The organism is Lentzea sp. NPDC051838 (assembly GCF_040681245.1).
Taxonomy (GTDB): Bacteria; Actinomycetota; Actinomycetes; order Mycobacteriales; family Pseudonocardiaceae; genus Lentzea.
Window position 1 is genome coordinate 23396 of sequence record NZ_JBFAYI010000043.1, and the last position, 24808, is coordinate 48203.

General features: G+C 68.2%; 26 protein-coding genes. 16 read left to right on the forward strand and 10 right to left on the reverse strand.

The annotated features are described in order from the left end of the window. The first annotated feature begins 22 nt into the window (after positions 1-22). The 6 genes from atpA (at position 23) to AB0M24_RS44045 (ending at position 8954) form a co-directional block, all read left to right on the forward strand. A complete protein-coding gene (gene atpA / locus AB0M24_RS44020; protein ID WP_363780467.1) occupies positions 23-1669 on the forward strand; it encodes a F0F1 ATP synthase subunit alpha in 1647 nt (548 codons plus the stop codon). 8 nt (positions 1670-1677) lie between these two features. Continuing rightward, positions 1678-2592, forward strand: coding sequence for a F0F1 ATP synthase subunit gamma (locus AB0M24_RS44025; RefSeq protein WP_363780469.1), 915 nt, complete (start codon positions 1678-1680; stop codon positions 2590-2592). Next, positions 2585-4021: a F0F1 ATP synthase subunit beta gene (gene atpD / locus AB0M24_RS44030; protein ID WP_363780471.1), complete on the forward strand. Its 1437-nt coding sequence runs from the start codon at positions 2585-2587 to the stop codon at positions 4019-4021. The genes AB0M24_RS44025 and atpD overlap by 8 nt, the downstream gene beginning before the upstream one ends. A gap of 520 nt (positions 4022-4541) precedes the next feature. After that, positions 4542-5708, forward strand: coding sequence for an aromatic acid/H+ symport family MFS transporter (locus AB0M24_RS44035; protein ID WP_363780473.1), 1167 nt, complete (start codon positions 4542-4544; stop codon positions 5706-5708). A gap of 16 nt (positions 5709-5724) precedes the next feature. Further along, positions 5725-7227, forward strand: a complete 1503-nt coding sequence (locus AB0M24_RS44040; RefSeq protein WP_363780475.1) for an ABC transporter ATP-binding protein — start codon at positions 5725-5727, stop codon at positions 7225-7227. Next, positions 7224-8954 (forward strand): ABC transporter ATP-binding protein, encoded by a 1731-nt coding sequence (locus tag AB0M24_RS44045; RefSeq protein WP_363780477.1) that lies wholly within the window; start codon positions 7224-7226, stop codon positions 8952-8954. The genes AB0M24_RS44040 and AB0M24_RS44045 overlap by 4 nt, the downstream gene beginning before the upstream one ends. Positions 8955-9041: 87 nt before the next feature. Here the strand turns inward: AB0M24_RS44045 and AB0M24_RS44050 are convergent, their stop codons facing one another. After that, positions 9042-10265, reverse strand: coding sequence for a hypothetical protein (locus AB0M24_RS44050; protein WP_363780479.1), 1224 nt, complete (start codon positions 10263-10265; stop codon positions 9042-9044). Then, positions 10256-10744 (reverse strand): SigE family RNA polymerase sigma factor, encoded by a 489-nt coding sequence (locus AB0M24_RS44055; RefSeq protein ID WP_363780481.1) that lies wholly within the window; start codon positions 10742-10744, stop codon positions 10256-10258. The genes AB0M24_RS44050 and AB0M24_RS44055 overlap by 10 nt, the downstream gene beginning before the upstream one ends. Positions 10745-10850: 106 nt before the next feature. Between AB0M24_RS44055 and AB0M24_RS44060 the strand changes: the two genes are divergently transcribed. Continuing rightward, positions 10851-11216, forward strand: a complete 366-nt coding sequence (locus AB0M24_RS44060) for a F0F1 ATP synthase subunit epsilon (RefSeq protein WP_363780483.1) — start codon at positions 10851-10853, stop codon at positions 11214-11216. A 22-nt stretch (positions 11217-11238) separates the two neighbouring features. Then, the gene (locus AB0M24_RS44065; protein WP_363780485.1) at positions 11239-11670 is read left to right on the forward strand and encodes a DUF2550 domain-containing protein; all 432 of its coding nucleotides are present in this window, start codon (positions 11239-11241) and stop codon (positions 11668-11670) included. Here the strand turns inward: AB0M24_RS44065 and AB0M24_RS44070 are convergent. Together AB0M24_RS44070 and AB0M24_RS44075 are read right to left on the reverse strand one after the other, a co-directional pair. Continuing rightward, on the reverse strand, positions 11667-12239 hold the full coding sequence (locus tag AB0M24_RS44070; RefSeq protein ID WP_363780487.1) for a cob(I)yrinic acid a,c-diamide adenosyltransferase: 573 nt from the start codon (positions 12237-12239) through the stop codon (positions 11667-11669). The two genes, AB0M24_RS44065 and AB0M24_RS44070, sit on opposite strands and share 4 nt — an antisense overlap. 10 nt (positions 12240-12249) lie before the next feature. Beyond that, positions 12250-13059 (reverse strand): SDR family oxidoreductase, encoded by an 810-nt coding sequence (locus tag AB0M24_RS44075; RefSeq protein WP_363780489.1) that lies wholly within the window; start codon positions 13057-13059, stop codon positions 12250-12252. A gap of 142 nt (positions 13060-13201) precedes the next feature. Here AB0M24_RS44075 and murA point away from each other — a divergent pair, with 142 nt between their 5' ends. Then, positions 13202-14464, forward strand: coding sequence for a UDP-N-acetylglucosamine 1-carboxyvinyltransferase (gene murA, locus AB0M24_RS44080; protein ID WP_363780491.1), 1263 nt, complete (start codon positions 13202-13204; stop codon positions 14462-14464). On the opposite strand, the gene AB0M24_RS44085 is transcribed toward murA, so the two are convergent. Further along, positions 14461-14748, reverse strand: coding sequence for a hypothetical protein (locus tag AB0M24_RS44085; protein WP_363780493.1), 288 nt, complete (start codon positions 14746-14748; stop codon positions 14461-14463). The two genes, murA and AB0M24_RS44085, sit on opposite strands and share 4 nt — an antisense overlap. Before the next feature lie 103 nt (positions 14749-14851). On the opposite strand from AB0M24_RS44085, the gene AB0M24_RS44090 reads away from it, so the two are divergent. Both AB0M24_RS44090 and AB0M24_RS44095 read left to right on the forward strand, forming a co-directional pair. Beyond that, positions 14852-16846, forward strand: coding sequence for a protein meaA (locus AB0M24_RS44090; RefSeq protein ID WP_363780495.1), 1995 nt, complete (start codon positions 14852-14854; stop codon positions 16844-16846). A gap of 18 nt (positions 16847-16864) precedes the next feature. Further along, positions 16865-17623, forward strand: coding sequence for an enoyl-CoA hydratase-related protein (locus AB0M24_RS44095; protein WP_363780497.1), 759 nt, complete (start codon positions 16865-16867; stop codon positions 17621-17623). Here AB0M24_RS44095 and AB0M24_RS44100 read toward each other — a convergent pair. Next, the gene (locus tag AB0M24_RS44100) at positions 17538-18392 is read right to left on the reverse strand and encodes a helix-turn-helix transcriptional regulator (protein ID WP_363780499.1); all 855 of its coding nucleotides are present in this window, start codon (positions 18390-18392) and stop codon (positions 17538-17540) included. The two genes, AB0M24_RS44095 and AB0M24_RS44100, sit on opposite strands and share 86 nt — an antisense overlap. 102 nt (positions 18393-18494) lie before the next feature. Here AB0M24_RS44100 and AB0M24_RS44105 point away from each other — a divergent pair, with 102 nt between their 5' ends. After that, positions 18495-19193, forward strand: coding sequence for an SDR family oxidoreductase (locus AB0M24_RS44105; RefSeq protein WP_363780501.1), 699 nt, complete (start codon positions 18495-18497; stop codon positions 19191-19193). Here the strand turns inward: AB0M24_RS44105 and AB0M24_RS44110 are convergent. Further along, complete coding sequence (locus AB0M24_RS44110; protein WP_363780503.1) at positions 19190-19597, reverse strand: hypothetical protein; 408 nt, start codon at positions 19595-19597, stop codon at positions 19190-19192. The genes AB0M24_RS44105 and AB0M24_RS44110 overlap by 4 nt on opposite strands. After that, on the reverse strand, positions 19594-20172 hold the full coding sequence (locus AB0M24_RS44115) for a DJ-1/PfpI family protein (RefSeq protein WP_363780505.1): 579 nt from the start codon (positions 20170-20172) through the stop codon (positions 19594-19596). The genes AB0M24_RS44110 and AB0M24_RS44115 overlap by 4 nt, the downstream gene beginning before the upstream one ends. A gap of 106 nt (positions 20173-20278) precedes the next feature. Here AB0M24_RS44115 and AB0M24_RS44120 point away from each other — a divergent pair, with 106 nt between their 5' ends. Then, complete coding sequence (locus AB0M24_RS44120; RefSeq protein ID WP_363780507.1) at positions 20279-21196, forward strand: helix-turn-helix domain-containing protein; 918 nt, start codon at positions 20279-20281, stop codon at positions 21194-21196. Here the strand turns inward: AB0M24_RS44120 and AB0M24_RS44125 are convergent. Continuing rightward, positions 21187-21723 carry an NUDIX hydrolase gene (locus tag AB0M24_RS44125; RefSeq protein ID WP_363780509.1) on the reverse strand — a complete coding sequence of 179 codons (537 nt, stop codon included), beginning with the start codon at positions 21721-21723 and terminating at the stop codon, positions 21187-21189. The genes AB0M24_RS44120 and AB0M24_RS44125 overlap by 10 nt on opposite strands. 54 nt (positions 21724-21777) lie before the next feature. Here AB0M24_RS44125 and nucS point away from each other — a divergent pair, with 54 nt between their 5' ends. Beyond that, positions 21778-22437: an endonuclease NucS gene (gene nucS / locus AB0M24_RS44130; RefSeq protein WP_363780511.1), complete on the forward strand. Its 660-nt coding sequence runs from the start codon at positions 21778-21780 to the stop codon at positions 22435-22437. A gap of 4 nt (positions 22438-22441) precedes the next feature. Here the strand turns inward: nucS and AB0M24_RS44135 are convergent, their stop codons facing one another. Further along, positions 22442-22696, reverse strand: a complete 255-nt coding sequence (locus AB0M24_RS44135) for a hypothetical protein (protein WP_363780513.1) — start codon at positions 22694-22696, stop codon at positions 22442-22444. A gap of 185 nt (positions 22697-22881) precedes the next feature. On the opposite strand from AB0M24_RS44135, the gene AB0M24_RS44140 reads away from it, so the two are divergent. Further along, positions 22882-24579, forward strand: a complete 1698-nt coding sequence (locus tag AB0M24_RS44140) for a sodium:solute symporter family protein (RefSeq protein ID WP_363780515.1) — start codon at positions 22882-22884, stop codon at positions 24577-24579. Between the two features lie 11 nt (positions 24580-24590). Further along, a complete protein-coding gene (locus AB0M24_RS44145) occupies positions 24591-24806 on the forward strand; it encodes a hypothetical protein (protein ID WP_363780517.1) in 216 nt (71 codons plus the stop codon). Positions 24807-24808 lie beyond the last annotated feature (2 nt).

Here is a 24808-nt window from a genome sequence, read left to right on the forward strand (position 1 = left end):
AAGAAGTGAGAGCAGGAACGACATGGCGGAGCTGACGATCTCGTCGGACGAGATCCGCAGTGCGATCGAGAAGTACGTCTCGAGCTACTCCCCGGAGGTCAGCCGGGAAGAGGTCGGTACCGTCTCCGAGACCTACGACGGCATCGCCATCGTCGAGGGCCTTCCGGGCACGATGACCAACGAGCTGCTCGAGTTCCCCGGTGGCGTCCTCGGCGTCGCCCTGAACCTCGAGGTCCGCAACATCGGTGCGGTCATCCTCGGCGACTTCGACAAGATCGAAGAGGGCCAGGAGGTCCGCCGGACGGGCAACGTCCTGTCCGTGCCGGTCGGCGACGGCTTCCTCGGTCGCGTCGTCAACCCGCTGGGTGAGCCGATCGACGGTCTCGGTGACATCGTCGCGGACGACAACCGCGCCCTGGAGCTGCAGGCCGCCACCGTGCTGCAGCGTCAGCCGGTGTCCGAGCCGATGCAGACCGGCATCAAGGCCATCGACGCGATGACCCCGATCGGTCGCGGTCAGCGTCAGCTGATCATCGGTGACCGCAAGACCGGCAAGACCGCGGTCTGCATCGACACGATCATCAACCAGAAGAAGGCCTGGGAGTCGGGCGACCCCAAGCAGCAGGTCCGCTGCGTCTACGTCGCCATCGGCCAGAAGGGCTCCACCATCGCGGGCGTCAAGACCGCGCTGGAGGAGGCGGGCGCGCTCGAGTACACGACGATCGTCGCCGCCCCCGCTTCCGACTCCGCCGGCTTCAAGTGGCTGGCGCCGTACACCGGCTCCGCCATCGGCCAGCACTGGATGTACCAGGGCAAGCACGTCCTGATCATCTTCGACGACCTGACCAAGCAGGCCGAGGCGTACCGCGCGATCTCGCTGCTGCTGCGTCGCCCGCCGGGCCGCGAGGCCTACCCCGGCGACGTCTTCTACTTGCACTCGCGTCTCCTCGAGCGTTGCGCGAAGCTGTCGGACGAGATGGGCGCCGGCTCGATGACGGGTCTCCCGATCATCGAGACCAAGGCGAACGACGTGTCGGCGTACATCCCGACCAACGTCATCTCGATCACCGACGGTCAGTGCTTCCTCGAGTCCGACCTCTTCAACGCCGGTGTCCGCCCGGCCGTCAACGTGGGTATCTCCGTGTCCCGCGTCGGTGGTGCCGCGCAGATCAAGGCGATGAAGGACGTCGCGGGCTCGCTGCGTCTCGACCTGTCGCAGTTCCGCGAGCTGGAGGCCTTCTCCGCGTTCGCGTCCGACCTCGACGCCGCGTCGCGCGCCCAGCTGGACCGCGGTGCCCGTCTGGTCGAGCTGCTCAAGCAGGGCCAGTACTCCCCGGTCCCCGTCGAGGAGCAGGTCGTCGAGATCTTCGCCGCGACCAAGGGTCACCTGGACGACGTGCCCGTCGCCGACATCCGCCGGTTCGTGTCGGAGTGGAAGGACTCGCTCCGCCGCAACCACGCCGACCTGCTCGGCGGCATCGTGGAGACCAAGAAGTTCCCCGAGGACGCCCAGAAGCGGGTTGCCGACACCGTGGCGGACTTCAAGAAGCAGTTCACCGCGTCGGACGGCACCACGATCGTCAACGAGGCGCCGGCGAAGGCTCTCGATGCCGACAAGGTCGCTCAGGAATCGGTGAAGGTCCACAAGCCCGAGCCCACCAAGAAGTGATCTGAGCCATGGGCGCACAGATTCGGGAGCTCCGCCAGCGGATCCGAACGGTCAACTCGACCAAGAAGATCACGAAGGCATACGAGCTCATCGCGACGTCTCGCCTCGCGAAGGCGCAGACCAGGGTCGCGGCCTCCCGGCCGTACGCGGACGAGATCACGAACGTGCTCTCCGCGTTGGCCGAGGCCTCGGCGAACCTCGACCACCCGCTGCTGACGGAGCGCACGAACCCGAAGCGCGCCGCGGTGCTGGTGATCACGAGTGACAAGGGCATGTGCGGCGGCTACAACGCCAACGTCCTCAAGGCCGCGGAGCAGCTGCTGCAGCTGCTCCGGTCCGAGGGCAAGGAGCCGGTGCTGTACGTGACCGGCCGCAAGGGCCAGGGCTACTACCAGTTCCGTCGCCGCGAGGTCACCGGTGCGTGGAGCGGGTTCTCGCAGACCCCGCACTACGTCAACGCCGTCGAGGCCGGTGACGCGCTGGTGGAGGCGTTCCTGGAGGGCACGGACAACGGCGCGCAGGGCGTGGACGAGATCCACGTCGTGTACACCGAGTTCAAGTCCATGCTGACCCAGGTGCCGGCCGCCCGTCGGATCGCCCCGATGGAGGTCGAGTACACCGGTGAGGCCCCCAAGGGTCCCCGCGCGGTGTACGACTTCGAGCCCAGCGCGGAGGCGTTGCTCGGCGCGATGCTCCCCAAGTACGTGAAGACCCGGCTGTTCTCCGCCATGCTGGAGGCAGCGGCGTCGGAGTCTGCGGCGCGCCGGACGGCCATGAAGGCCGCGACGGACAACGCGACCGAGCTCGTCCGCAGCCTCAGCCGTGCGGCGAACTCGGCCCGCCAGGCCCAGATCACCCAGGAGATCAGCGAGATCGTCGGTGGCGCTGCCGCGCTTACCGGTGGCGCAGGAAGTGATGAGTGACATGAGTGCTACTGCCACCACCACCGGCACCGGCCGTGTGGTCCGGGTGATCGGTGCGGTCGTCGACGTGGAGTTCCCGCGCGACGCCGTGCCCGAGCTGTTCAACGCCCTGAAGGTCGACATCACCTTCGAGGCCGTCGCCAAGACGCTGACCCTCGAGGTCGCGCAGCACCTCGGCGACAACCTCGTCCGCACCATCTCGATGCAGCCGACCGACGGTCTGGTCCGCGGTGCCACCGTGACCGACTCCGGCGCTGCCATCTCGGTGCCGGTCGGTGACGTCGTCAAGGGCCACGTGTTCAACGCCCTCGGTGACTGCCTCGACGAGCCCGGCCTCGGCCGCGACGGCGAGCAGTGGGGCATCCACCGCAAGGCTCCGTCGTTCGACCAGCTCGAGGGCAAGACCGAGATCCTCGAGACCGGTGTGAAGGTCATCGACCTGCTCACCCCGTACGTCAAGGGCGGCAAGATCGGCCTGTTCGGCGGCGCGGGTGTCGGCAAGACCGTGCTCATCCAGGAGATGATCACGCGTATTGCCCGTGAGTTCTCCGGTACCTCGGTGTTCGCCGGCGTCGGCGAGCGCACCCGTGAGGGCACCGACCTCCACCTGGAGATGGAAGAGATGGGTGTTCTCCCGGACACCGCTCTCGTCTTCGGTCAGATGGACGAGCCGCCCGGCACGCGTATGCGCGTCGCGCTGTCCGCTCTCACGATGGCGGAGTACTTCCGCGACGTGCAGAACCAGGACGTGCTGCTCTTCATCGACAACATCTTCCGCTTCACCCAGGCGGGCTCCGAGGTGTCGACCCTGCTGGGCCGCATGCCTTCCGCCGTGGGTTACCAGCCGACGCTGGCCGACGAGATGGGTGAGCTCCAGGAGCGCATCACCTCGACGCGCGGTAAGTCGATCACCTCGCTGCAGGCCATCTACGTGCCCGCGGACGACTACACCGACCCCGCCCCGGCGACCACCTTCGCCCACCTGGACGCGACGACGGAGCTTTCCCGTCCGATCTCCCAGAAGGGCATCTACCCGGCCGTCGACCCGCTGTCGTCGTCGTCTCGAATCCTCGAGCCGTCGATCGTGGGCGACGAGCACTACCGGGTGGCCCAGGAGGTGAAGCGGATCCTGCAGAAGTACAAGGAGCTGCAGGACATCATCGCCATCCTCGGTATGGACGAGCTGTCCGAGGAGGACAAGGTCCTCGTCGGTCGCGCGCGTCGTCTCGAGCGCTTCCTCGGCCAGAACTTCTTCGTCGCGGAGAAGTTCACCGGTCAGAAGGGCTCCTTCGTGCCGATCAAGGAGACCGTCGAGGCGTTCGACCGCGTCTGCAAGGGCGAGTTCGACCACTACCCGGAGCAGGCGTTCTTCTCCTGCGGCGGGTTGGACGACGTCGAGGCCAACGCCAAGAAGCTGGCTGGTAACTGAGCTAGCCGTCTGGCTTTCGAAGGGCCGTTCCTCCTTTGTGGAGGGACGGCCCTTCGGGCGTTTGTGGGCGCTGACGCGCCGGGTGGTCGTGTCGCCTTGCGTTGGTGGTTGCGTTCTAGGGCTTGACGAGCTTTGGTTTCGTCATCGCCGCTTCGCGACGATTGCGATCGGGCTTGACTTCGGGGCCCTTACGAGGCGCTCTGTCGGGCGGAAAAGGGCGGACGCTTCGCGCCCGTCCGATCCGCGAAACGGTAGCACCTCGAACCCAAAGTCAAGCCCGATCGCTTCGCGTGCGTGGTTGCGTTTGTGCTGGTGGGCTGCGGTTATCACCGGTTTCCCGCGTTGTCGTGCTCTCGTTCGGCTCGGCTTCGCCATCGCCGCTTGCCTTCGGCTTCGCGCGATTGGCCGCGATTGGCCGCGCGGGGCTTGGTTTCCGTTCAGTGGAAATCGCACTCCCGGCCGCACGGTCTCGGGTCGCACGATGCACGGCATCACCAGAGCGACGTCGAGGAGGACGCGCGTGAACAAATGGGTGTTGCCGTTGTGTTGGACCGCGGTGTTGCTGGACGGGTTCGATCTGGTGGTGCTCGGCACGGTGATTCCCGTGCTGTTGCAGGAGAAGCTGCTCACCACGGCGAGCGCAAGCGCGGTGTCCACTGTGGGCCTGTTCGGCATGATGCTCGGGGCGCTGATCATCGGGACCATCACGGACGTCATCGGGCGCCGCAAGGTCATGATCTTCGCGGTGGCCGGGTTCTCCGTGTTCACGCTGGCTTGTGCGTTCGCTCAGGACGCGACCACGTTCGGGGTGTTCAGGTTCCTTGCGGGGCTTGGGCTTGGTGGGTGTCTGCCCACGGCCATCGCGTTGGTCAACGAGGCGCGGCCGCAGCAGGGTGGGAGGGCCACCACGCTCATCATGACCGGGTATCACGTTGGCGCGGTCATCACGGCGTTGCTCGGGATCGTGCTGATTCCGCAGCTCGGGTGGCGGGCGCTGTTCGTAGCTGGGGCGTTGCCCGCGTTGGTGCTGGTTCCCTTGATGGTCAAGCATTTGCCGGAGACGGTGACGCGGAAGGCGCCTGCCGGGGAGGCTGTCGGGTCGCTGTTCAAGCCCGGGCTGCGGAAGGCCACTGTGGCGTTCTGGGTGGCTTCGTTCATGGGGCTGTTGTTGGTGTACGGGCTCAACACGTGGCTGCCGCAGATCATGCGGAGTGCCGGGTACGACCTCGGGGCGGCGCTGGGGCTGTTGCTGACGCTCAACATCGGGGCTGTCATCGGGCTTCTGATCGCGGGGGCCGTTGCCGACCGGATCGGCGTGAGGCCTGCTGCCATCGGGTGGTTCGCGGGTGCGGTGGTGTTCTTGGCGTTGCTGAGCATCAAGTTGCCCGGGGCGAGCATCTACGTCGCGGTGTTGCTGGCCGGGTGCTTCGTGTTCAGTGCGCAGGTGCTGGTTTATGCCTATGCCGGACGGGTTTACGAGGAGAACCGCGCTACTGGCATCGGGTGGGCTGCCGGCATCGGGCGGTTGGGGGCCATTAGCGGACCGTTGCTCGGCGGTGCGTTGCTCACCGCGGGGCTTGCGTACCCGTGGGGGTTCTACGCGTTCGCATTTGTGGCGGCGTTGGGTGCTACGGCCGTTGGTGCGATTGGGCTGAAGGCGAAATCGGTCGTGGCGCCTGCTGGGTGATGGCAAGGTCGGGGGCATGGCTCGACATGCTCCCCATGCCGATCCGGGCACTCCGGATCTTCGCTCGCCCTGGCGGTACCTGTGGTGGCTGGTGCTCATGCAGCGCTGGCGGGTGCTCGCCGGGGCGTGGTGGGGGTCGTTGTGGATGTGCGGGATGATCGTGCCGCCGTACCTCATCTCCCAGGCGATCAAGGCGCTCCGGAGCGGTGATCGTGCGGCGCTGGTGTGGTGGTGTGCCGCGCTGGTCGCGGTGGCGGGGGCGCTGGCCCTCTGCTTCCTCGCGCGGCACTGGACGATGACGATGGTGCGGACCGACGCCTCGTTGCGGACGGCGCAGCTGGTGGTTCGGCACGTCACGCGGCTCGGAGCGGTGGTTCGGCGGAAGCTGTCCGCCGGGGAGATCACGTACCTGCAGAACGGGGACACCGCCCGGATCGCGCACGCGCTCACCAGCACCGGGCCCGGTGTCGGAGCCGTGGTCGCGTACGTCGTCACGGCGGTGTTGCTCGTGCGGATCTCGCCGCTCGTCGCGGTGGTGGTGTTGTTGGGCGTGCCGGTGCTGGCGGTGGTCTCCGGGCCGATGTTGCGGCGGCTGCACGCCGTGGAGGCCGGCTACCGGGAGAGCCAGGGGGAGCTGAGCGCGCAGGCCGGGGACGTCGTGGCCGGGTTGAAGGTGTTGTCCGGCATCGGGGGAAAGCCCGCGTTCGCGGAGCGGTTCGGGGCCAAGTCGCGTGAGGTGCTGCGGGACGGCTACCGGGTTTCGGTGTGGCTGAGCTGGGTCCAGGCGCTCTCGTGGGGGTTGCTCCCGCTGTTCCTCGCCGTGGTCACGTGGATCGTGGCGCGGATGGCGGTGAGCGGGGCGATCGCGATCGAGGAGATGGTCGCCGTCTACCTGTACGTCACGACGCTGACCGTGCCCGTGCTGTTCTTCATGGAGGGTGCGGACGCGATTCCGCGGGCGTTGGTGTCGGCGCGGCGCGTGATCGACCTCCTCGCGCTGCAGCCGGACGACCGCGACGACGAGACCCCGGTGCTGGACGTGAAGAGCGGTGCGCTGACGGTGGTGACGTCGGCCAACGCGGCGCAGGCGAGGGAAGCGGTGGATCGGCTGCCGGGTGTGGTGGCGGACAACGACGACTACCTGTTCGCGGGGCCGGTGCGCGAGGTGGTGTCGGTGGCCGAGCACGACGACGCCGAGCTGGAGCGGGCGATCTGGGCGGCGGCCGCGGCCGACGTCGTGGAGGCGTTGCCGGACGGGCTCGACTCGTACCTGGAGTCCCAGGGGCGCAACGTGTCCGGCGGTCAGCGGCAACGGCTGCGGCTCGTCAGGGCGTTGCTCGCCGAGCCGGAGCTGCTGGTGCTCGTCGAGCCGACGTCGGCGCTCGACGCGGTCACCGAGGCGGCTGTCGCGCGGCGGGTGAAGGAGATGCGGCTCGGGCGGACCACAGTGGTCGTGTCGTCGTCGCCGTTGTGGATAGGGCAGGCGGATCAGACCGTGCACCTGGAGGAGAGCCGATGAACCGGCTGCCGATCGCGGATCGGAGTGAGGTTCGGCGTGCCGCTGTGCGCCTGATGCGCGGTGAACGGCGCGCGCTGGTCGTCGTCCTGGCGCTCACCGCGCTGACGGCGTTGACGGGGCTCGTGGGCCCCTACCTGCTCGGCAAGATCGTGGGCGGGGTGAAGGACGGCGCGCTCACGCTGTCCACTGTGGACAAGATCGCGCTGGGTGTGGTCGGCGCGGCGGTGGTGCAGCTGCTGTTGATGCGGTACAGCGCTTTGCAGACCGCGCGTCTCGGTGAACGGTTGCTGGCCTCGTTGCGCGAGGAGGCGGTGGCGCGGTCGCTCGCCCTGCCCGCGCGGGTCGTCGACAGGCTGAGCATCGGCGATCTGCTCACCCGCGTGACGACCGACGTCGGCACGGTCGGGCAGGCGTTGCGGGACAGCGTTCCCGAGGTGCTCACGGGCTCGGTGCACCTCGTTGTCGTGTTCGTGGCGATGTTCGTGCTGGACCCGGTGCTCGGCCTGGTCGCGATGGTGTCGACGCCGGTGGTCGCGTGGGCTGTGCTCTGGTACCTGGCTCGGGCGCGCGACGCCTATCTCGCCGAGAGCGAGGCGAACGGGGACGTGGCGGAGATCTCCGCGGCGGTCGGAGAGGGCAGCCGGACGATCGGGACGTACGGGCTGCGCGACCGGATGGTGGCCGCGGCGGACGCCACCATCGCGCGGTCGTTCCGGGCGCGGGTGGGGACGCTCAAGCTGCGCAGCGTGCTGTTCCCGGTGTCGAGCTTCGTGAACACCGTGCCGACCGCACTGGTGCTGCTCGTCGGCGGGTTCGCGTACGCGGCCGACGGTGTGCGGATCGAGGTGGTCGTCACGGCGGCGCTCTGGGCGTGGCGGATCGTCGAGCCGATGGACCGCATCCTGTTCTGGGTCGAGTTCCTGCAGCGCGGCGGTGCCTCGTTCGCGCGGATCGAGGGGATCGGGGCGCAGGTCGAACCAGCGCCGGTCGTCGCTGTCCCTGACGGCGACCGCGTCGAGGTGCGCGGTGTCCGGTACTCCTATGTGGACGGCCACGATGTGCTGCACGGCCTGGATCTCGTTGTGCAGCCGGGAGAACGGCTCGCGATAGTAGGCGTGTCCGGTGCGGGCAAGTCGACGTTGGGAAGGCTGATCGCGGGCGTGGACCGGCCGGCGGAAGGCTCGGTGCTCGTGGGCGGCGTGCCGGTAGCGGATTTGGTGGCGGCGGGCGAGCAGGAGATCGTCCTTGTGACGCAAGAGCATCACGTCTTCATCGGCACCGTGCGGGAGAACCTGGCGATGGCGGCGCCGGACGCACCCGACGAACGACTGGTCGAAGCGCTGCGAACGGTCGACGCGTGCTGGTTCGACGCGCTGCCGGACGGCCTGGACACGAGGCTCGGCGCGGGCGGGCTGGAGCTGGATCCCGCGCAGGCACAACAACTCGCGCTCGCACGGGTGGAGGTCGCCGACCCGCACACGCTGGTGCTGGACGAGGCGACGTCCTCGCTCGACCCGGCCACAGCGCGCCACGCCGAGCGCGCGATCGCGGCCGTGCGGGAGAGCCGCACGGTGATCGCGATCGCGCACCGCCTGCAGACCGCACGGGACGCCGACCGGATCGCGGTGGTCGACGCGGGCCGGATCGTGGAACTGGGCTCGCACGACGACCTGGTCGCCAGAAACGGCACCTACGCGACGCTCTGGAGGTCGTGGCACGGCACCTAGACCAACGGCGTGGGCTGGAGGACGTGCGTCGACCGCGTGGGGCCTGCTGAGCGGGAGGTCACCTCGCCAACGTTCCGAGCCGTGCCATCAGAGCGGCACCTCGATCGGCAGGGCGTCCGGCGCCTGCACGGTCACCGTCGTCGCCCCGGCGGGCGCGATCCACACGTCGCGCCGCCGGTCCGGCCCGATGCGGAAGCCGAAGTCGGCGACGACGGTCCCGAGGTCACCGGGCAGCCGCACCCGCGCCGGCAGCCGGGCGCCGGTCGTGTTCGTCGCGGCACCGGCCACCCCTTGGGCGAAGGTGCCGTCGGCTCGGTACAGGGCGGCGTAGGTCTCGCCGTTCGCCTCGAACACCGAGGCGTACCTGCCGTCCGGCAACCACGCCCGCACCTGCCACTGCGCCGTCGAGCCGTCGCGCACGAGGTAGTCGAGCACCGCGGCCCGTTGCATGTCGCGGTACGCCAGCATCGACTTCATCTGCGGGTGCTCGTCGTGCTTGTCCGTCGCCCACACGCTGTCGGTCCAGCCGAGGCCGGGATGCGGCCGGAACGCTCCCTCCGGCCCGTAGTCCTGCTTCGCCATGAGCGGATCGCGGAGGAAGTCGTCGGTGGCCGGTTGGGTGTCGGCGCGCACGAACACCGGCTTGTCGTTCGGCAGGGCGGTCACCACGGCGACACCGGTTCCCCCGGTGTCCGCCGCCTGCCACTGCCGGGACAGCCTGCCGTCCTCGCCCCGCACCGGTTTCTGCGACCAGTACACGGTCTGGCCGAGGGACAGCACGACGTTCGTCGACTGGCTCTGGCCGAAGCGGTAGATGCCGTGCTCGCCTTCGCCGTCGAGCAGGACCTCGCGATCCACGACCTCGTTCGACGCGACCAGACCGACGAGCGTTTTCGGTGTGGGCGTGGTGTCGACCCGGACCGCCTGCGCGATCAGCACCGCGGGGCCGTCCGGGGTGCTGCCCGCCCAGAAGACGTGCGCGGGCTGGGAGAAGTCGACGATGCGCTCGCGCGCCTTCTGTGTGCTTTGCCACACCTGCAAAGCGTGGTCGATGTCCGTCCGGCTCGATGCGAGGTCGCCGCTCGTTGCCGCCGTGAGCCGTTCGTCGTGCGTGAGCGGTTGGTTGGGATCAGAGGGGTTGCGGGTCAGCGCCACCCCCGTGATGACGCCCGCGATCAGCGCGATCGCCGCGGTCAGCGACAAGAGCTTGCGCGTGTGCCTTCGGCGCCCACCGGCCATTACGTCCCCCACGAATCCAGGCCGCACGTCCAGGTCGGCGGTCGCGGCCTCCATTGCCTGCTTCAGTTCCACGTCAGCACCTGCTCACCCATCAGCTCCCGCATGCGGGCGAGGCCGCGCGAGGTCTGGCTCTTCACCGTGCCGATGCCGCAGCCCAGCGTGCGGGCGGTCTCGGCCTCGCTGAGGTCGTCGAAGAACCTCAGCACCAGGACGGCGCGCATCTTCCGAGGCAGCTGCCCCAACGCGCGCACCACGCTGTCCGCGTCCACGACCTGCTGTTCGTGGCCCCGGGACGCAGGCACCACCCCCAGTTCCAGGGGTGCCTCCGGCTTGCGGGACCTTCTGCGCCAGCGGTTCGCGGCCGCGTTGGCCAGCGCGGTGCGCGCGTACGCCTCCGGAGAGGTTCTGATTCGGCGCCACTTGCCGTACATGCTCATGAGGACGTCCTGCAGAATGTCCTCAGCGGCGCCTTTGTCGCCGCCGCACAGCAGGAACGCGGTGCGCAACAGAGCCTGTGAGCGCAACGCCACGAAGTCCTCGAAGTCCTGCATGTCCCCCCTTCGGCGGTTGTCGAAGGTACTGACACCGGGCGGGGCGGCAAGGTTGTCAGGCGACCGTTTAGACTCAGTTCGACTCCAGACGACGAGGGAGATACGCGTGGCCGAGATGACCGTTGAACTGGTCGCCGTTGAACGCCGCCTGTGGTCCGGTAAGGCCACCTCTGTTTCGGCGCAGACGACCGAGGGCGAGATCGGCATTCTGCCCGGTCACGAGCCCGTTCTCGGTCAGCTCGTGGAGGGCGGGGTGGTCCGCATCCGCACGACGGACGGTGGCCTCGTCACCGCCGCCGTGCACGGTGGCTTCCTCTCCGTGACCGGCACCGGCGTATCGGTTCTCGCCGAGGACGCCGAGCTCGCGGGCGAGATCGACGTGGACGCGGCGCGGACGGCGCTGCAGGACGCGGACGACGCCGAGCGCGCACGTGCGGCAGCGCGCGTGCGGGCCGTGGAACAGTCGGCCTGAGACCGGGCGCGAGGGCCCAGCCGTGGGGATCACCGAGATTGCCGGACTGATCCTGCTCGTGGTGGCGGTGGTCATCGCCTACTTCGCCTGGCGCCGAATCCGACTGCTGCGCGAGGGCGGCGTCCACGTCGCGCTGCGCAGCCAGTTCGACGATCGGGGCCGCGGCTGGCACCTGGGCGTGGGGCACTACCGGGGCGACACGTTCGCCTGGTTCCGGGTGCTCTCGCTCGGCTCCGGCCCGGATCAGCTGATCGCCAGAGACGGCCTCGAGATCGACGCGCGCCGCGAGCCCACGGGGCCGGAGGCGTACGCGATGCCGACAGGCGCGACAGTGCTGCGATGCCGTTCCGCCGCCGGTGAGATCGAGATAGCGATGGGCCCGGACGCGCTGACAGGATTCCTGTCCTGGTTGGAGTCAGCGCCTCCGGGCCGAACCATTCCCTGGGCTTCCTAAGCGTTCTCGCCCGGCTGCCAGAGCACGTCGCCGTCCGGGTTCGCGACGCGGGCCAGTATGAACAGCAGGTCCGAAAGCCGGTTCAAGTACTTCGCCGTGAGCACGTTCGTGTGCTCGGCGTCGTCTTCGATCAACGACCACGCGCGCCGTTCCGCGCGCCGGGCGATCGTGCGCGCCTGGTGCAGCAGGGCCGCGCCGGGGGTGCCTCCGTTCAGGATGAACGAGTCGAGCTTGCCCAGGCGCTCGTTGAAGGTGTCGCAGTAGCCCTCCAGGCGGTCCACGTAGGCCTGGGTGATGCGCAGCGGCGGGTACTTCGGGTCCGGCACGATCGGCGTGCAGAGGTCCGCTCCGACGTCGAAGAGGTCGTTCTGCACCTTGCGCACGACCTCGTGCACGTCGTCGGCCAACGAACCTAGTGCCAGGGCCACGCCCAGAGCCGCGTTGGTCTCGTCGACGTCCGCGTATGCCTCGATGCGAGGCGAGGTCTTGGGGACGCGCGAGAAGTCGCCGAGACCGGTCGTGCCGTCGTCGCCAACGCGCGTGTAGATCTTCGTGAGATGCACCGCCATGAACGGCACTCTAGGAGATCCACCCGGAGGTCAGCTTCTGCACAGCAGAGCCGTCCAGGTCCGCGAGCTTCACGCCGTTGAACCCCCGCGCCCAGTCGGACGTCTGCATCCGGAACGGCGGCTGCTCGGCGGTCAGGGCTTCGAGGATCGTCGCGGCGGCCTCGTCGGACGTCTGGGCGCCGGAGAAGGACGTCGAAGTGCGGCCCACGTAGGCCTTGAGCTGAGGCGCGTACGGGCCGGCGGTGTCGAAGACGGTGGTGACGTCCACGTTGGCGACGAACTCGCTGGCGACCGCGCCCGGCTCGACGACGGTGACGGTCACGCCGTGCTGCGCGGCGACGGGCGCGAGGCTCTCCATCATCCCCTCGACCGCGAACTTGGCCGCGCAGTAAGCCTCGTTGAACGGCTGGCCGACCACGCCGCCGACGCTCGTGACGGTGATCAGGCGGCCTCGCGAGGCGCGCAGGTGGGGCATGGCGGCCTTGGTGACCTGGACGACGCCGAAGAAGTTGGTCTCCATGACCTTGCGGAAGTTGTCGACCGAGTCGGTCTCGACGGTGCCGACGTGGCCGGCGCCCGCGTTGTTGACCACGGCGTCGAGACGGCCGTAGTCGCGGATCACGCCGTCGATCGCGGCGGTGATGGAGTCGCTGTCGGTCACGTCGAGCCGCCGGACGTCGATGTCCGGGCTCGCGGCGCGCAGGGCGTCGGCGCGGGAGGTGTCGCGCATCGTGGCCACCACCTGGTGACCCGCCGCGGCTGCCTGGACCGCGGTGGCGAGGCCGATGCCGGACGAGGTGCCGGTGACGAGAACGACCATGACGGGACTCCTCAAGTTGTTGTCCATAATAGTTATTGACTATAACCATCATGCACCGTCATGGTTCGGGCAGTCAACTATGACGCTCGTCATGGACGGCACCGCGGAAACGCTCAATCCCGTGCGTACGTAGGATTGCCGCGTGAGCGAGCATTTCCGGGTACACGGTGGCGCACGTCTGGTCGGCGAGGTTGATGTCGTCGGCGCCAAGAACAGCGTCCTCAAGCTGATGGCCGCAGCTCTGCTCGCCGAGGGCACAACGACCCTCAAGAACTGCCCCGACATCCTCGACGTGCCGCTGATGGCGGACGCGTTGCGCAGCCTCGGGTGCGAGGTCGAGCTCGAAGGCGACGTGGCGCGCATCACGACGCCGAACGAGCTCAGCTACCACGCCGACTCCGAGGCGATGGGCAAACTCCGGGCGTCGATCTGCGTGCTGGGCCCGCTGGTAGGTCGCTGCAAGCGCGCGGTCGTGGCGCTGCCGGGTGGTGACGCGATCGGGTCGCGGCCGCTCGACATGCACCAGAGCGGGCTCGAGAAGCTCGGCGCCAAGACGTGGATCGAGCACGGCTGCATCGTCGCCGAGGCCGAGGGGCTGCACGGCGCGCAGATCTGGCTCGACTTCCCGAGCATGGGCGCCACCGAGAACATCCTGATGGCCGCCGTGCTGGCCAACGGCACGACAGTGATCGACAACGCCGCGCGCGAGCCCGAGATCGTCGACCTCTGCCTGATGCTGACGCAGATGGGCGCTCGCATCGAGGGTGCTGGAACGTCGACTCTGACGGTGCACGGCGTCACCGAGCTCAAGCCGACCGAGCACCGCGTCATCGGCGACCGGATCGTCGGCGCCACTTGGGGCTTCGCCGCCGCCATGACGCGCGGCGACGTGCGGGTGCGCGGCGTGAACCCGCACCACCTCGACCTGGTGCTGGAGAAGCTGCGGATGGCGGGCGCCGAGGTCACCGTCTACGAGGGCGAGGACGAGGGTTTCCGGGTCGTCATGGACGGACGGCCCAAGGCGGTCGACTTCGTGACGCTGCCGTACCCCGGTTTCGCCACGGACAACCAGCCGTTCGCCATCGCGCTGTCGGCGGTGTCCGAGGGCACGTCGATGATCACCGAGAACCTGTTCGAGGCGCGGTTCCGGTTCATCGACGAGATGATCCGGCTCGGGGCGGACGCGCGCACGGACGGTCACCACGCGGTGATCCGCGGCGTCGAGCAGCTGTCGAGCGCTCCGGTGTGGGCGTCGGACATTCGCGCAGGTGCCGGGCTTGTACTGGCTGGGCTTTGTGCCGACGGGGCCACCGAGGTCTACGAGATCTTCCACATCGAGCGCGGTTACCCTGGGTTCGTGGAAAACCTCCGCAAGCTCGGCGCTGACGTGGAACGAGTTTCCTAGGTCTTCAGCACCAGCCGCGCGTTCGCGACGTCCGCCGGGAACACCATCACCCGGTACGGCGCGTTCCGCGAACGCGTGGCACGCACCCCGTTCGCCTTCAGCTTCTGCACGAGGACGTTCGCGGCCTCTTCCGTGGGCACGAGCGCGACCTCGCTCAACAACCCGAAGTCCGTGCCGTCCAGATCCGGCACGGCTCGTCTGTCGTTGCCGACGAAGTACCGCAACACCAACGCCAGCAGTCCGATCACGCCGAACACGACCGCGGTTTGGTAGAAGCCCGTCACCTCCTCATCATGCTCCCTCTGGTCTCGATTCAGTGAGCAAGCGCACGCGCGGCAATGGTTACCGGCCAGTACGCTCCGAGGAACGACGATGTGGGAGGTTGCTGTGCCGTACCCAGCTGACCGCGAACGCGACCGCCCCTGGGTGATGCGCACGTACGCGGGGCACTCTTCGGCCGCGGCTTCCAACGAGCTCTACCGCCGGAACCTCTCCAAGGGGCAGACCGGGCTTTCGGTCGCGTTCGACCTGCCGACGCAGACCGGCTACGACCCCGACGACGAGCTCGCGAAGGGCGAGGTCGGCAAGGTCGGCGTGCCGATCAGCCACATCGGCGACATGCGGCAGCTCTTCGACCAGATCCCGCTCGCCGGCGCCAACACGTCGATGACGATCAACGCGACGGCCATGTGGCTGCTCGCCATGTACGTCACCGTGGCGGAGGAGCAGGGCGCGGACCCGTCGGCGCTGGCCGGCACCACGCAGAACGACATCATCAAGGAGTATCTGTCCCGCGGCACCTACGTGTTCCCGCCGGGACCGTCGCTGCGGCTGATCACGGACATGGTCGCGTGGACCGTGTCGAACGTGCCGAAGTGGAACCCGATCAACATCTGCAGCTACCACCTCCAGGAGGTCGGCGCGACGCCGGCGCAGGAGGTCGCGTACGCGATGTGCACGGCGATCGCGGTCCTCGACTCGGTGCGCGACTCCGGTCAGGTGCCGGTCGAGAAGTTCGGTGAGGTCGTCGCCCGCATCTCCTTCTTCGTGAACGCCGGTGTGCGGTTCATCGAGGAGATGTGCAAGATGCGCGCGTTCGCCCAGCTGTGGGACGAGATCACGCTGGAGCGCTACGGCGTCGAGAACCCGAAGCACCGCCGGTTCCGCTACGGCGTGCAGGTCAACTCGCTCGGTCTCACCGAAGCCCAGCCGGAGAACAACGTCCAGCGCATCGTGCTGGAGATGCTCGCGGTGTCCTTGTCCCGCAACGCTCGTGCCCGCGCGATCCAGCTCCCGGCGTGGAACGAGGCGCTGGGCCTGCCGCGTCCGTGGGACCAGCAGTGGGCTCTGCGCATGCAGCAGGTTCTGGCCTACGAGACGGACCTGCTGGAGTACGACGACATCTTCGACGGCTCGCCGGTGATCGAGGCCAAGGTCAACGAGATCCTGGCCGGTGCCCGCGAGGAGATCGACCGCGTGCAGGCCATGGGCGGCGCCGTCGCTGCCGTCGAGTCCGGCTACATGAAGTCGAACCTGGTGTCGTCACTGGCGGATCGTCGTCGCCGGGTCGAGGCCGGCGAGGACATCATCGTCGGCGTCAACAAGTTCGACACCACCGAGCCGTCGCCGCTGCAGGCCGAGGGCGCGAAGGCGATCGAGACCATCGACCCGATCGTCGAACTGCACGCGGTCGAGGCGATCCAGCAGTGGCGTGCTTCGCGCGACAACGCCGCGGTCGCTGAGGCTCTGGACGCACTGCGCGAGGCCGCCAAGACCGACCAGAACCTCGTCGAGGTGACGCTGGCGTGTGCGCGTGCCGGTGTGACGACCGGTGAGTGGTCGCAGGCGCTGCGCGAGACGTTCGGCGAATACCGCGCCCCCACAGGCGTTTCCGGCGCTTCGGCCTCGGGCGAGGCGGGCTCGGAGATCGCGCGCGTGCGGGAGCGGGTGCGCGGCACCGGCGAGGAGATCGGCGAGCGCCTGCGCATGCTGGTCGGCAAGCCGGGTCTCGACGGCCACTCCAACGGCGCCGAGCAGGTCGCCGTGCGCGCCCGCGACGTCGGCTTCGAGGTCGTCTACCAGGGCATTCGCCTCACGCCGTCGCAGATCGTGGCCGCGGCTGTGCAGGAGGACGTGCACGTCGTCGGCCTCTCGATCCTGTCCGGCTCGCACCTCGAAGTCGTGCCCGCGGTGGTCGACGGCCTGCGCGCGGCCGGCGCCGGGGACATCCCGGTGATCGTCGGCGGCATCATCCCGCCGGACGACGCGGCGAAGCTGCGGGAGCGGGGTGTGGCACGGGTGTTCACGCCGAAGGACTACGAGCTGACCGAGATCATGGACGAGATCGTCACCGTGATTCGTGAGGTGCACTCGCTCTCGTAGGCACCTAGTGTCAGCGGCATGGTCGATGTTGCGCGTGAGGGCTCGGTTGTCCGGATCACGATGAACCGCGCGGCGAAGCGCAACGCGCTGTCCGCCGAGCATCTGACCGAGCTGCTGGAGGCGTTCCGGGAGGCCGGTTCGTCGGACGCGGCTGGCATCGTGCTGGCCGCCGAGGGGCCGGTTTTCAGCGCTGGGCACGACTTCGCGGACGTGCACGCCCGGGATGAGGAGGGCGTGCGGCTGCTGCTGGAGTTGTGCACGGTGCTGATGAAGACCATTCAGTCCGTGCCGCAGGTGGTGATCGCGCGCGTGCACGGTCTGGCGACGGCGGCCGGGTGTCAGCTGGTGGCGTCGTGCGACCTGGCGGTGGCGGCGGACACGGCGGGATTCTCGTTGCCGGGAGGCAAAGCCGGGTGGTTCTGCCACACGCCCGCGGTGCCGGTGGCGCGGTCGATCGGTCGCAAGCGGTTGATGGAGATGGTGCTCACCGGCGACGTCATCGACGCGGCCACGGCCGTCGAGTGGGGGCTGATCAACCGGGCGGTGCCCGCCGACTCGTTGGACGACGCTGTCGACGACTTGCTGGCGCGGGCGACTCGGGGTTCGCGGGTGTCGAAAGCCGTTGGCAAGCGGACGATCTACGCGCAGCTGGACCGGCCTGAGGCAGACGCCTACGACATCGCGTTGGCGGTCATGGCCGAGACTTCGCAGTCCCCGTCAGCCAAAGAGGGGCGGGCGTCGTTCCTGGAGAAGCGGCCGCCCGTGTGGCCCGACTAGTCGCGAGGAGCTTCAGGGCGTCGGCGTTCGGGCCCGGTTCGGCCTGGTAGATCACCAGGAACTGGCTCGGGGCCTCGCGCACGTCGAACGAGTGGTAGTTCAGCTTCAGCGGGCCGACGGCGGGGTGCACGAACTCCTTGGCGTCCTGGGTCTTGCCGCGCACCTCGTGCTGTTCCCAGAGCTCGCGGAACATCGGGCTCGCGTTGAGCTCGGCGACCATCTGCTGGAGGCGCGGGGACTTCGGGTCGGCGGTCTGGCGCAGGTGGGCGACCGTGCTCTGGGCCACCCACTGGAAGCGCGGGTAGAAGCTCGGGGCGGCCGGGTCGAGGAACGTCATGCGCGCCGCGTTGTCGGCCGGGGTGAACGGCTCGTACAGGGCGTCGGCCAGTGCGTTCGTCGCGAGGATGTCGAGCAGGCCGTTCATCACGAACGCGGGCATGTCGTGCATGCCGCTGATGAGCTGCCGCAGTTCGGGGCTGACGACGTCGGTCGCGTGGCCTTCGTCGGCGACGACGCCCGCCAGGCGGTGCAGGTGGGCGCGGGCGTCGGTGTCGAGCCTGAGCGCGCGGCTCAGGGCGTCGAGGACCTGGGCTGACGGGTTGGTCTCGCGGCCCTGTTCCAGGCGTGCGTAGTAGTCGGCGCTGACACCGGCCAAGACGGCGACTTCTTCTCTGCGCAGGCCCTTGACCTTGCGCTGGGTGTGGCTCGGCAGGCCCGCGTCCTCGGGGTTGACGCGGGCGCGGTGGGCTTTCAGGAACTCTCCGAGCACGTCTTCGAGGCTATTACGTGTCCTGTTCGTCTGCCTGGGTGTGGCACACCTAGGGAGAAGGTGTCCTGGTTGGCGCTGTTTTTGCTGGTCAAAGTTGTGGCCATGAGCAAAGTCGTGGTGATCAGTGGAGCTTCCAGCGGTATCGGCGAGGCGACGGCCCGTGTTCTGGCCGCTGCCGGGCACAAGGTGTTTCTCGGGGCGCGGCGGGAGGACCGGCTCAAGACCCTGGCCGACGAGGTCGGTGGTGGGTACGCGGTGCTGGACGTGACCTCGCGGGAGTCGTTCCAGTCCTTTGTGGACGCGGCGGTCGAGCAGTACGGACGGGTCGACGTGCTGGTGAACAACGCGGGCGTGATGCCGTTGTCCCTCATGGACTCGCTGAAGGTCGACGAGTGGGATCGCATGGTGGACGTGAACATCAAGGGAGTGCTGAACGGCATCGCCGCAGTGCTGCCCCGGTTCGTCGGCGGCGGGCACGTCGTGAACGTCGCCTCGATCGGCGCGCACATGGTCATGCCCACCGCCGCGGTGTACTGCGCGACCAAGTACGCGGTGTGGGCGTTGTCCGAGGGGTTGCGACAGGAGCGCGACGACCTGCGGGTCACCGTGATCTCGCCCGGTGTCACGGAGTCCGAGCTCGCGGACACCATCACCGAGGACTTCGCGGCGTCGTTGATGGAGGACTTCCGCAAGATCGCGCTGCCCGCTTCGGCGATCGGTGAGGCGATCTCCTACGCGATCTCGCAGCCCGCATCGGTGGACGTCAACGAGATCGTGGTGCGGCCGGTGTCCCAGCGTTAGGCGCCGGTCGTCGAGCCCGGCCGGAGGATCATCAGCACGGTGACCGTCGCCCAGAGCAGGTTGAACAGGCCCGTGTACATGGCGAGACCCTTGAGGTTCTGGGTTTTGATGGCCTTCTCTTGGCCGGGCAGGATTTTCAGGGCGAGCAGGAACGCGGCGGCGGTGGTGAGCGCGATGGAGACGATCACCCACGGGTGGCCGGTCACGCCCATCACGCCGGCCGTCGCGAACCCGAAGACCGGCACCGAGATGCCGATGAGGGCGTAGACGCGGCAGATCCGGTGCAGCAGTTCGGGATTGCCGTTGGTTCGCACGGCTTTCGGGAACATGCTGGCCGCGACCGTCACCGGGCCGATGGCGATGATGGCCGCCAGGACGTGCAGCGAGAGGAACAGCTTGCTCACGCGGCCCTCCACGCGGTGCCGCGCCGTTCGTGGGCGAAGAGGGTTTCGACCTCGAGTGCCTTCTGGGCGCCGATCTCGCGTTCCACCAGGTAGATGCCGAGGTCGAGGCCCGAGCTGATGCCGGCGGCGGTGACGAGGTCGCCGTCGTCGACGATGCGGGCCCGGATGGCGTTGACGCCCAGGGACTCCAGCGCCTGCAGGCCGAGGTGGTTGGTGGTCGCGTTGCGGCCCTTGATCAGCCCGGCCACGGCCAGCAGCAGCGATCCGCCGCACACGGTGGCGATGATCGCGCTGGAGTCCTTGAGCAACGGGGCAAGGGTCGGCGCCGCCGCGCTGAACAGCCCGAACATCTCCTTCTCGTCGAAGGAAGCCGCGCCGGGGACGATGATGACGTCGGCGGTCGGGTCGAGTTGCGCGGTCGCGTTGAGCGTCAGCAGGCCGAAGCCAGCGGGGACCTCGCGCGGGCCTTCCGCCGTGACCAGTTCGGCCGTGATTCCGGCTGCTGACAGCGTTTCGTACGGGCCGATCGCGTCCAACGGGTCGAACCCGTCGAACAGCACCACCTGAGCGTGCACGTGCCCCTCCTTCGTCTGTGATCACGACGGTAGGAGGGGACGGCTCCTGGCAGGAGTGGCTGGAATGCCATGTTCCAACGGATTCTCGCCAGCTATGGTGAGAGGCGTGCACGAGGTTGCGGTACTGGTGATGGACAGCTTCGTCCCGTTCGACTTCGCGGTCGGGCTCGACGGGTTCAACTGGACCGGGCGCTACCGGGTCCGGGTGTGCGGTCCGAAGAGGACTGCCCGCTGTGAGCACTTCGAGCTGAAAGTGCCGCACGGCTTGGAGTTGTTGTCCGAAGTGGACACGATCATGATTCCCGGCCACGATCCGGAGCTGAAGGTTCCGCAGCGGGTGATCGAGGCTTTGCGGCAGGCGGCCGCGAGAGGCGCGCGGATCGCGTCGATCTGCACGGGCGCGTTCGTGTTCGCGGAGACCGGGCTGTTGGACGGGTTGCGGGTGACCACGCACTGGCTCGGGGCGGAGGAGCTGCAGGCGCGGCACCCGTCCGTCGAGGTCGACCCGGACGTGCTCTACGTCGACAACGGGCAGTTCCTGACGTCCGCGGGCGCTGCGGCCGGCCTCGACCTGTGCCTGCACATGATCCGGCGCGACCACGGATCGGCGGTGGCGGCGGACGCGGCGCGCCTGGCCGTGATGCCGTTGGAGCGAGAAGGCGGGCAGGCGCAGTTCATCGTCACACCGCCTGCGGCGCCTCAAGGTGCGGAGCTCGAACCAGTGCTCAAGTGGATGGAGACCAATGCGGCACGCGATCTGACATTGGTGGAGATCGCCGGCCGCGCGGGGATGAGCACCCGGACGTTGAACCGCCGGTTCCGCGAGCAGACCGGCACAACACCGTTGCAATGGCTGCACAGGGCGCGCGTTCGTCAGGCGCAGCACCTGCTGGAGACGTCGAAGGACTCGGTGGAACTGATCGCGAGCAAGGTCGGTTTCGGGTCGGCCACGGCGTTCCGCGACAGGTTCAAGCGGATCGCGGGGACTTCACCTCAGTCGTACCGCGCGGCCTTTCAGGGCTGAGAATGCTCGTGCAGCAACAGAAGCGTGTACGCGGCGATCGACTGCGCGTCCGTGATCTCACCCTTCGCGATCATCGTCTCGAACGCGGCGCGCGGAAACCACGCCGAACGCATGTCCTGCTCCTCGTGCTCCCTCTCGTGGAATCCCTCGGTGAGCTCGGTGGCGAGGAAAACGCGCCCGCGCTGCGACGACATGCCCGGCGCCACGTCGACCACACCGAGCTCGGTCATCCTGCCCGCCCGCAGCCCCGTCTCCTCGCGAAGTTCCCTGGCCGCAAGTTCGAGCGGGTCGGCTGAAGCCCGATCCGGCGCCGTGCCCTGCGGAAACTCCCAGCGCCGCATCCCGATCGGGTACCGGAACTGCTCGACGAGCCGCACCCGTTCGCCGTCGAGCGGGATGATCAGCGCGAAGTCGGGCTTGTCGACCACGCCGTAGATGCCGGTAGTACCGTCCGCGCGCCGGACCTCGTCCTCGCGAACGGTCATCCACGGGTTTGCGTACACCTCACGGGTGCCGAGGCTCTCCACGCCACGGACCGTACCTAACGACCCGTTTCTGGACACACCCCGTAGCCTGTCGCGGTGCGTCTCGTCATCGCTCGCTGCCAGGTCGACTACGTAGGCCGACTCACCGCCCATCTGCCCATGGCTCAGCGCCTGCTGCTGATCAAGGCCGACGGTTCGGTGTCGATCCACTCGGACGACCGTGCGTTCAAGCCGTTGAACTGGATGAGCCCGCCCTGCTGGCTGATCGAGGACCCGGACATCTGGACAGTGCAGAACAAGGCGGGGGAGAAGCTGATCATCACCCTCGAAGAGGTCATGCACGACTCCAAGCACGAGCTGGGCCCGGAGCCCGGCCTGCAGAAGGACGGCGTCGAGGCCGACCTGCAGAAGCTCCTCGCCGAGCACGTCACGACCCTGGGCGAGGGCTGGACCCTGGTGCGCCGCGAGTTCCCGACCGCCATCGGCCCGGTGGACCTGATGTGCCGCGACTCCTCCGGCGTCTCGGTCGCCGTGGAGATCAAGCGCCGCGGCGAGATCGACGGTGTGGAGCAGCTGACCCGGTACCTGGAGCTGCTCAACCGCGACCCGTTGCTGGCTCCCGTGCAGGGGGTGTTCGCGGCGCAGCAGATCAAGCCGCAGGCTCGGGTGCTGGCCGAGGACCGCGGGATTCGGTGCGTGGTGCTGGACTACGACGCGTTGCGCGGGATCGAGCCGGACGAGTTCCGCCTGTTCTGAGCTGTCAGGTCTCGCACAGCATTCCGACGGCGATGATCGCCGCGCGGAGCGAGTGACGGGGCCTGGACGCTTCCCACATCACCCTCGTCGCCTGGAAGATCCTCTCGACGAGCACGAGTTCCTGCACCTCGGCCAGCACCTCGTCGGGCAGGTCGGCGAGCAGTGCGAGCGCGGGGCAGTCGACGCAGTCCGTGTCAGGGCTGGTGCTCGACCACGTCGCCCCACAGGCGTCGCAGCGTCTGGCGTACGTGACGTCCATGGCGAGAAGTCTTGGCCCTGCCGTTGGTCAGCGCACCCGATTTCCCGGTACTCCGACTTCAGTGAGCACCCCATCTCGGCTCGTGGTTTCGTGATCGGGCACACGGGGTAAGAACTCGCGCACCTGGAGTAGTGTCCTCTCCTGGTCGTTCATGTTCGACTTTGTTGGAAGTCTGGGAGGTGGCCGTGCCGACGACGGTGTTGGCCGAGGCGGACCTGCGGCTCGACGCGGGACCGATCGACTACGCGTTGCTGATCATCTACTTCGGCGTGGTGCTCGGCATCGGTGTGATGGCACGCCGATCCGTGAGTTCCAGTCTCGACTTCCTGCTGTCCGGGCGGTCGCTGCCGGCGTGGGTCACCGGGCTCGCGTTCATCAGCGCGAACCTCGGTGCGCTCGAGCTCATGGGCATGACGGCCAACGGCGCGCAGTACGGCATGGCGACCGTGCACTACTACTGGATCGGCGCCATCCCCGCGATGGTGTTCCTCGGTCTCGTGATGATGCCGTTCTACTACGGCTCCAAGGTGCGCAGCGTTCCCGAGTTCATGCGCCGGCGGTTCGGCAAGCCGGCTCACCTCGTCAACGCCATCAGCTTCGCCGTCGCGCAGATCCTCATCGCGGGCATCAACCTGTTCGCGCTCGCGGTGATCATCGACGCGCTGCTGGGGTGGCCGCTGCCGGTGTCGATCGTGGTCGCCGCGCTGGTGGTGCTGGCGTACACGACGCTGGGTGGTCTCAGTGCGGCCATCTACAACGAGGTTCTGCAGTTCTTCGTCATCGTGGCTGCCTTGGCGCCGTTGACGATCGTCGGCCTGATCAAGGTCGGCGGCTGGCAGGGACTGGTGCAGAAAGTCACCGACCAGGAGCAGCTGAGTGCGTGGCCCGCGACTGAGCTGACCGGCATCAGCAACCCGGTGTGGAGCGTCGTCGGGTTGGTGTTCGGTCTCGGCTTCGTGCTGTCGTTCGGGTACTGGACGACGAACTTCGCCGAGGTGCAGCGCGCGATGAGTGCGAAGTCGATGAGCGCGGCCAAGCGCACGCCGATCATCGGTGCGTACCCGAAGGCGCTCATCCCGGCGATCATCATCATTCCGGGCATCATCGCCGCGGTGATCGTGCCGGAGATGGCGCAGCTGAAGTCGGGCGACACGAGCAGTGGGGTCGTCTACAACAACGTGCTGCCACTGCTGATGCGCGACCTTCTGCCCAACGGCATCCTCGGCATCGCGATCACGGGTCTGCTGGCGAGCTTCATGGCCGGTGTGGCGGCGAACGTCAGCTCGTTCAACACCGTCTTCACGTACGACCTGTGGCAGGACTACATCAAGAAGGACCGGCCGGACGAGTACTACCTGCGCGTCGGACGCCTCGCCACCGTCGGTGCTTGTGTGCTCGCGATCGGCACGGCGTTCATCGCGGCGGCGCTCGGCGGGTCCAACATCATGGACTACATCCAGGCGCTGTTCTCGTTCTTCAACGCGCCGCTGTTCGCGACGTTCATCGTCGGCATGTTCTGGAAGCGCATGACGCCCACCGCCGGATGGGTGGGTCTGCTCGCGGGCACGTTCACCGCGATGTTCGTCTACGCGATCTCGGAGCCGTCGTTCGGCATCAAGTGGCTGGAGCTGCCCGGTCAGGGTGCGAGCTTCCTCGGCGCGGGTCTCGCGTTCGTGGTGGACGTCGTCGTGTCCGTGGGGGTCAGCCTCGTCACGCGGCCGAAGGCGGACAGCGAGCTCGTCGGACTGGTCTACAGCCTGACGCCCAAGGAAGACCGCTCGCACTCCACCACCGGTGAGGACGCGGGCTGGTACCGCTCGCCCGCCCTGCTCGGCGGCGGAGTGCTGGCGCTGACGACCGTTCTCTACATCATCTTCGGCTGAGGGAGGCCGTCATGAGGTTGTTCGACCTGCGACTGATCATCGCTTTCCTCTTCGGCCTGTACGGCGTTGTACTGGTCGTCATAGGCGTCGGGTTCACGTCCGACGCGGACCTGAAGAAGGCCGAAGGGGTCAACATCAACCTGTGGGCCGGCATCGCCATGGTCGTGCTCTCGGCGCTGTTCGCGCTGTGGGCGACGCTGCGGCCTCAGTTCGCGAAAAAGGACTAGGA

Bases quoted from the DNA above. Each gene is read 5' to 3' on its own strand.
- AB0M24_RS44145 (WP_363780517.1), top strand. From the start codon at position 24,591: ATGAGGTTGTTCGACCTGCGACTGATCATCGCTTTCCTCTTCGGCCTG.
- AB0M24_RS44040 (WP_363780475.1), top strand. From the start codon at position 5,725: ATGGCTCGACATGCTCCCCATGCCGATCCGGGCACTCCGGATCTTCGC.
- atpD (WP_363780471.1), top strand. From the start codon at position 2,585: ATGAGTGACATGAGTGCTACTGCCACCACCACCGGCACCGGCCGTGTG.
- AB0M24_RS44095 (WP_363780497.1), top strand. From the start codon at position 16,865: ATGGTCGATGTTGCGCGTGAGGGCTCGGTTGTCCGGATCACGATGAAC.
- AB0M24_RS44075 (WP_363780489.1), bottom strand. From the start codon at position 13,059: ATGGTCGTTCTCGTCACCGGCACCTCGTCCGGCATCGGCCTCGCCACC.
- AB0M24_RS44105 (WP_363780501.1), top strand. From the start codon at position 18,495: ATGAGCAAAGTCGTGGTGATCAGTGGAGCTTCCAGCGGTATCGGCGAG.
- AB0M24_RS44025 (WP_363780469.1), top strand. From the start codon at position 1,678: ATGGGCGCACAGATTCGGGAGCTCCGCCAGCGGATCCGAACGGTCAAC.
- AB0M24_RS44135 (WP_363780513.1), bottom strand. From the start codon at position 22,696: ATGGACGTCACGTACGCCAGACGCTGCGACGCCTGTGGGGCGACGTGG.
- AB0M24_RS44055 (WP_363780481.1), bottom strand. From the start codon at position 10,744: ATGCAGGACTTCGAGGACTTCGTGGCGTTGCGCTCACAGGCTCTGTTG.
- AB0M24_RS44045 (WP_363780477.1), top strand. From the start codon at position 7,224: ATGAACCGGCTGCCGATCGCGGATCGGAGTGAGGTTCGGCGTGCCGCT.
- atpA (WP_363780467.1), top strand. From the start codon at position 23: ATGGCGGAGCTGACGATCTCGTCGGACGAGATCCGCAGTGCGATCGAG.
- AB0M24_RS44070 (WP_363780487.1), bottom strand. From the start codon at position 12,239: ATGGCGGTGCATCTCACGAAGATCTACACGCGCGTTGGCGACGACGGC.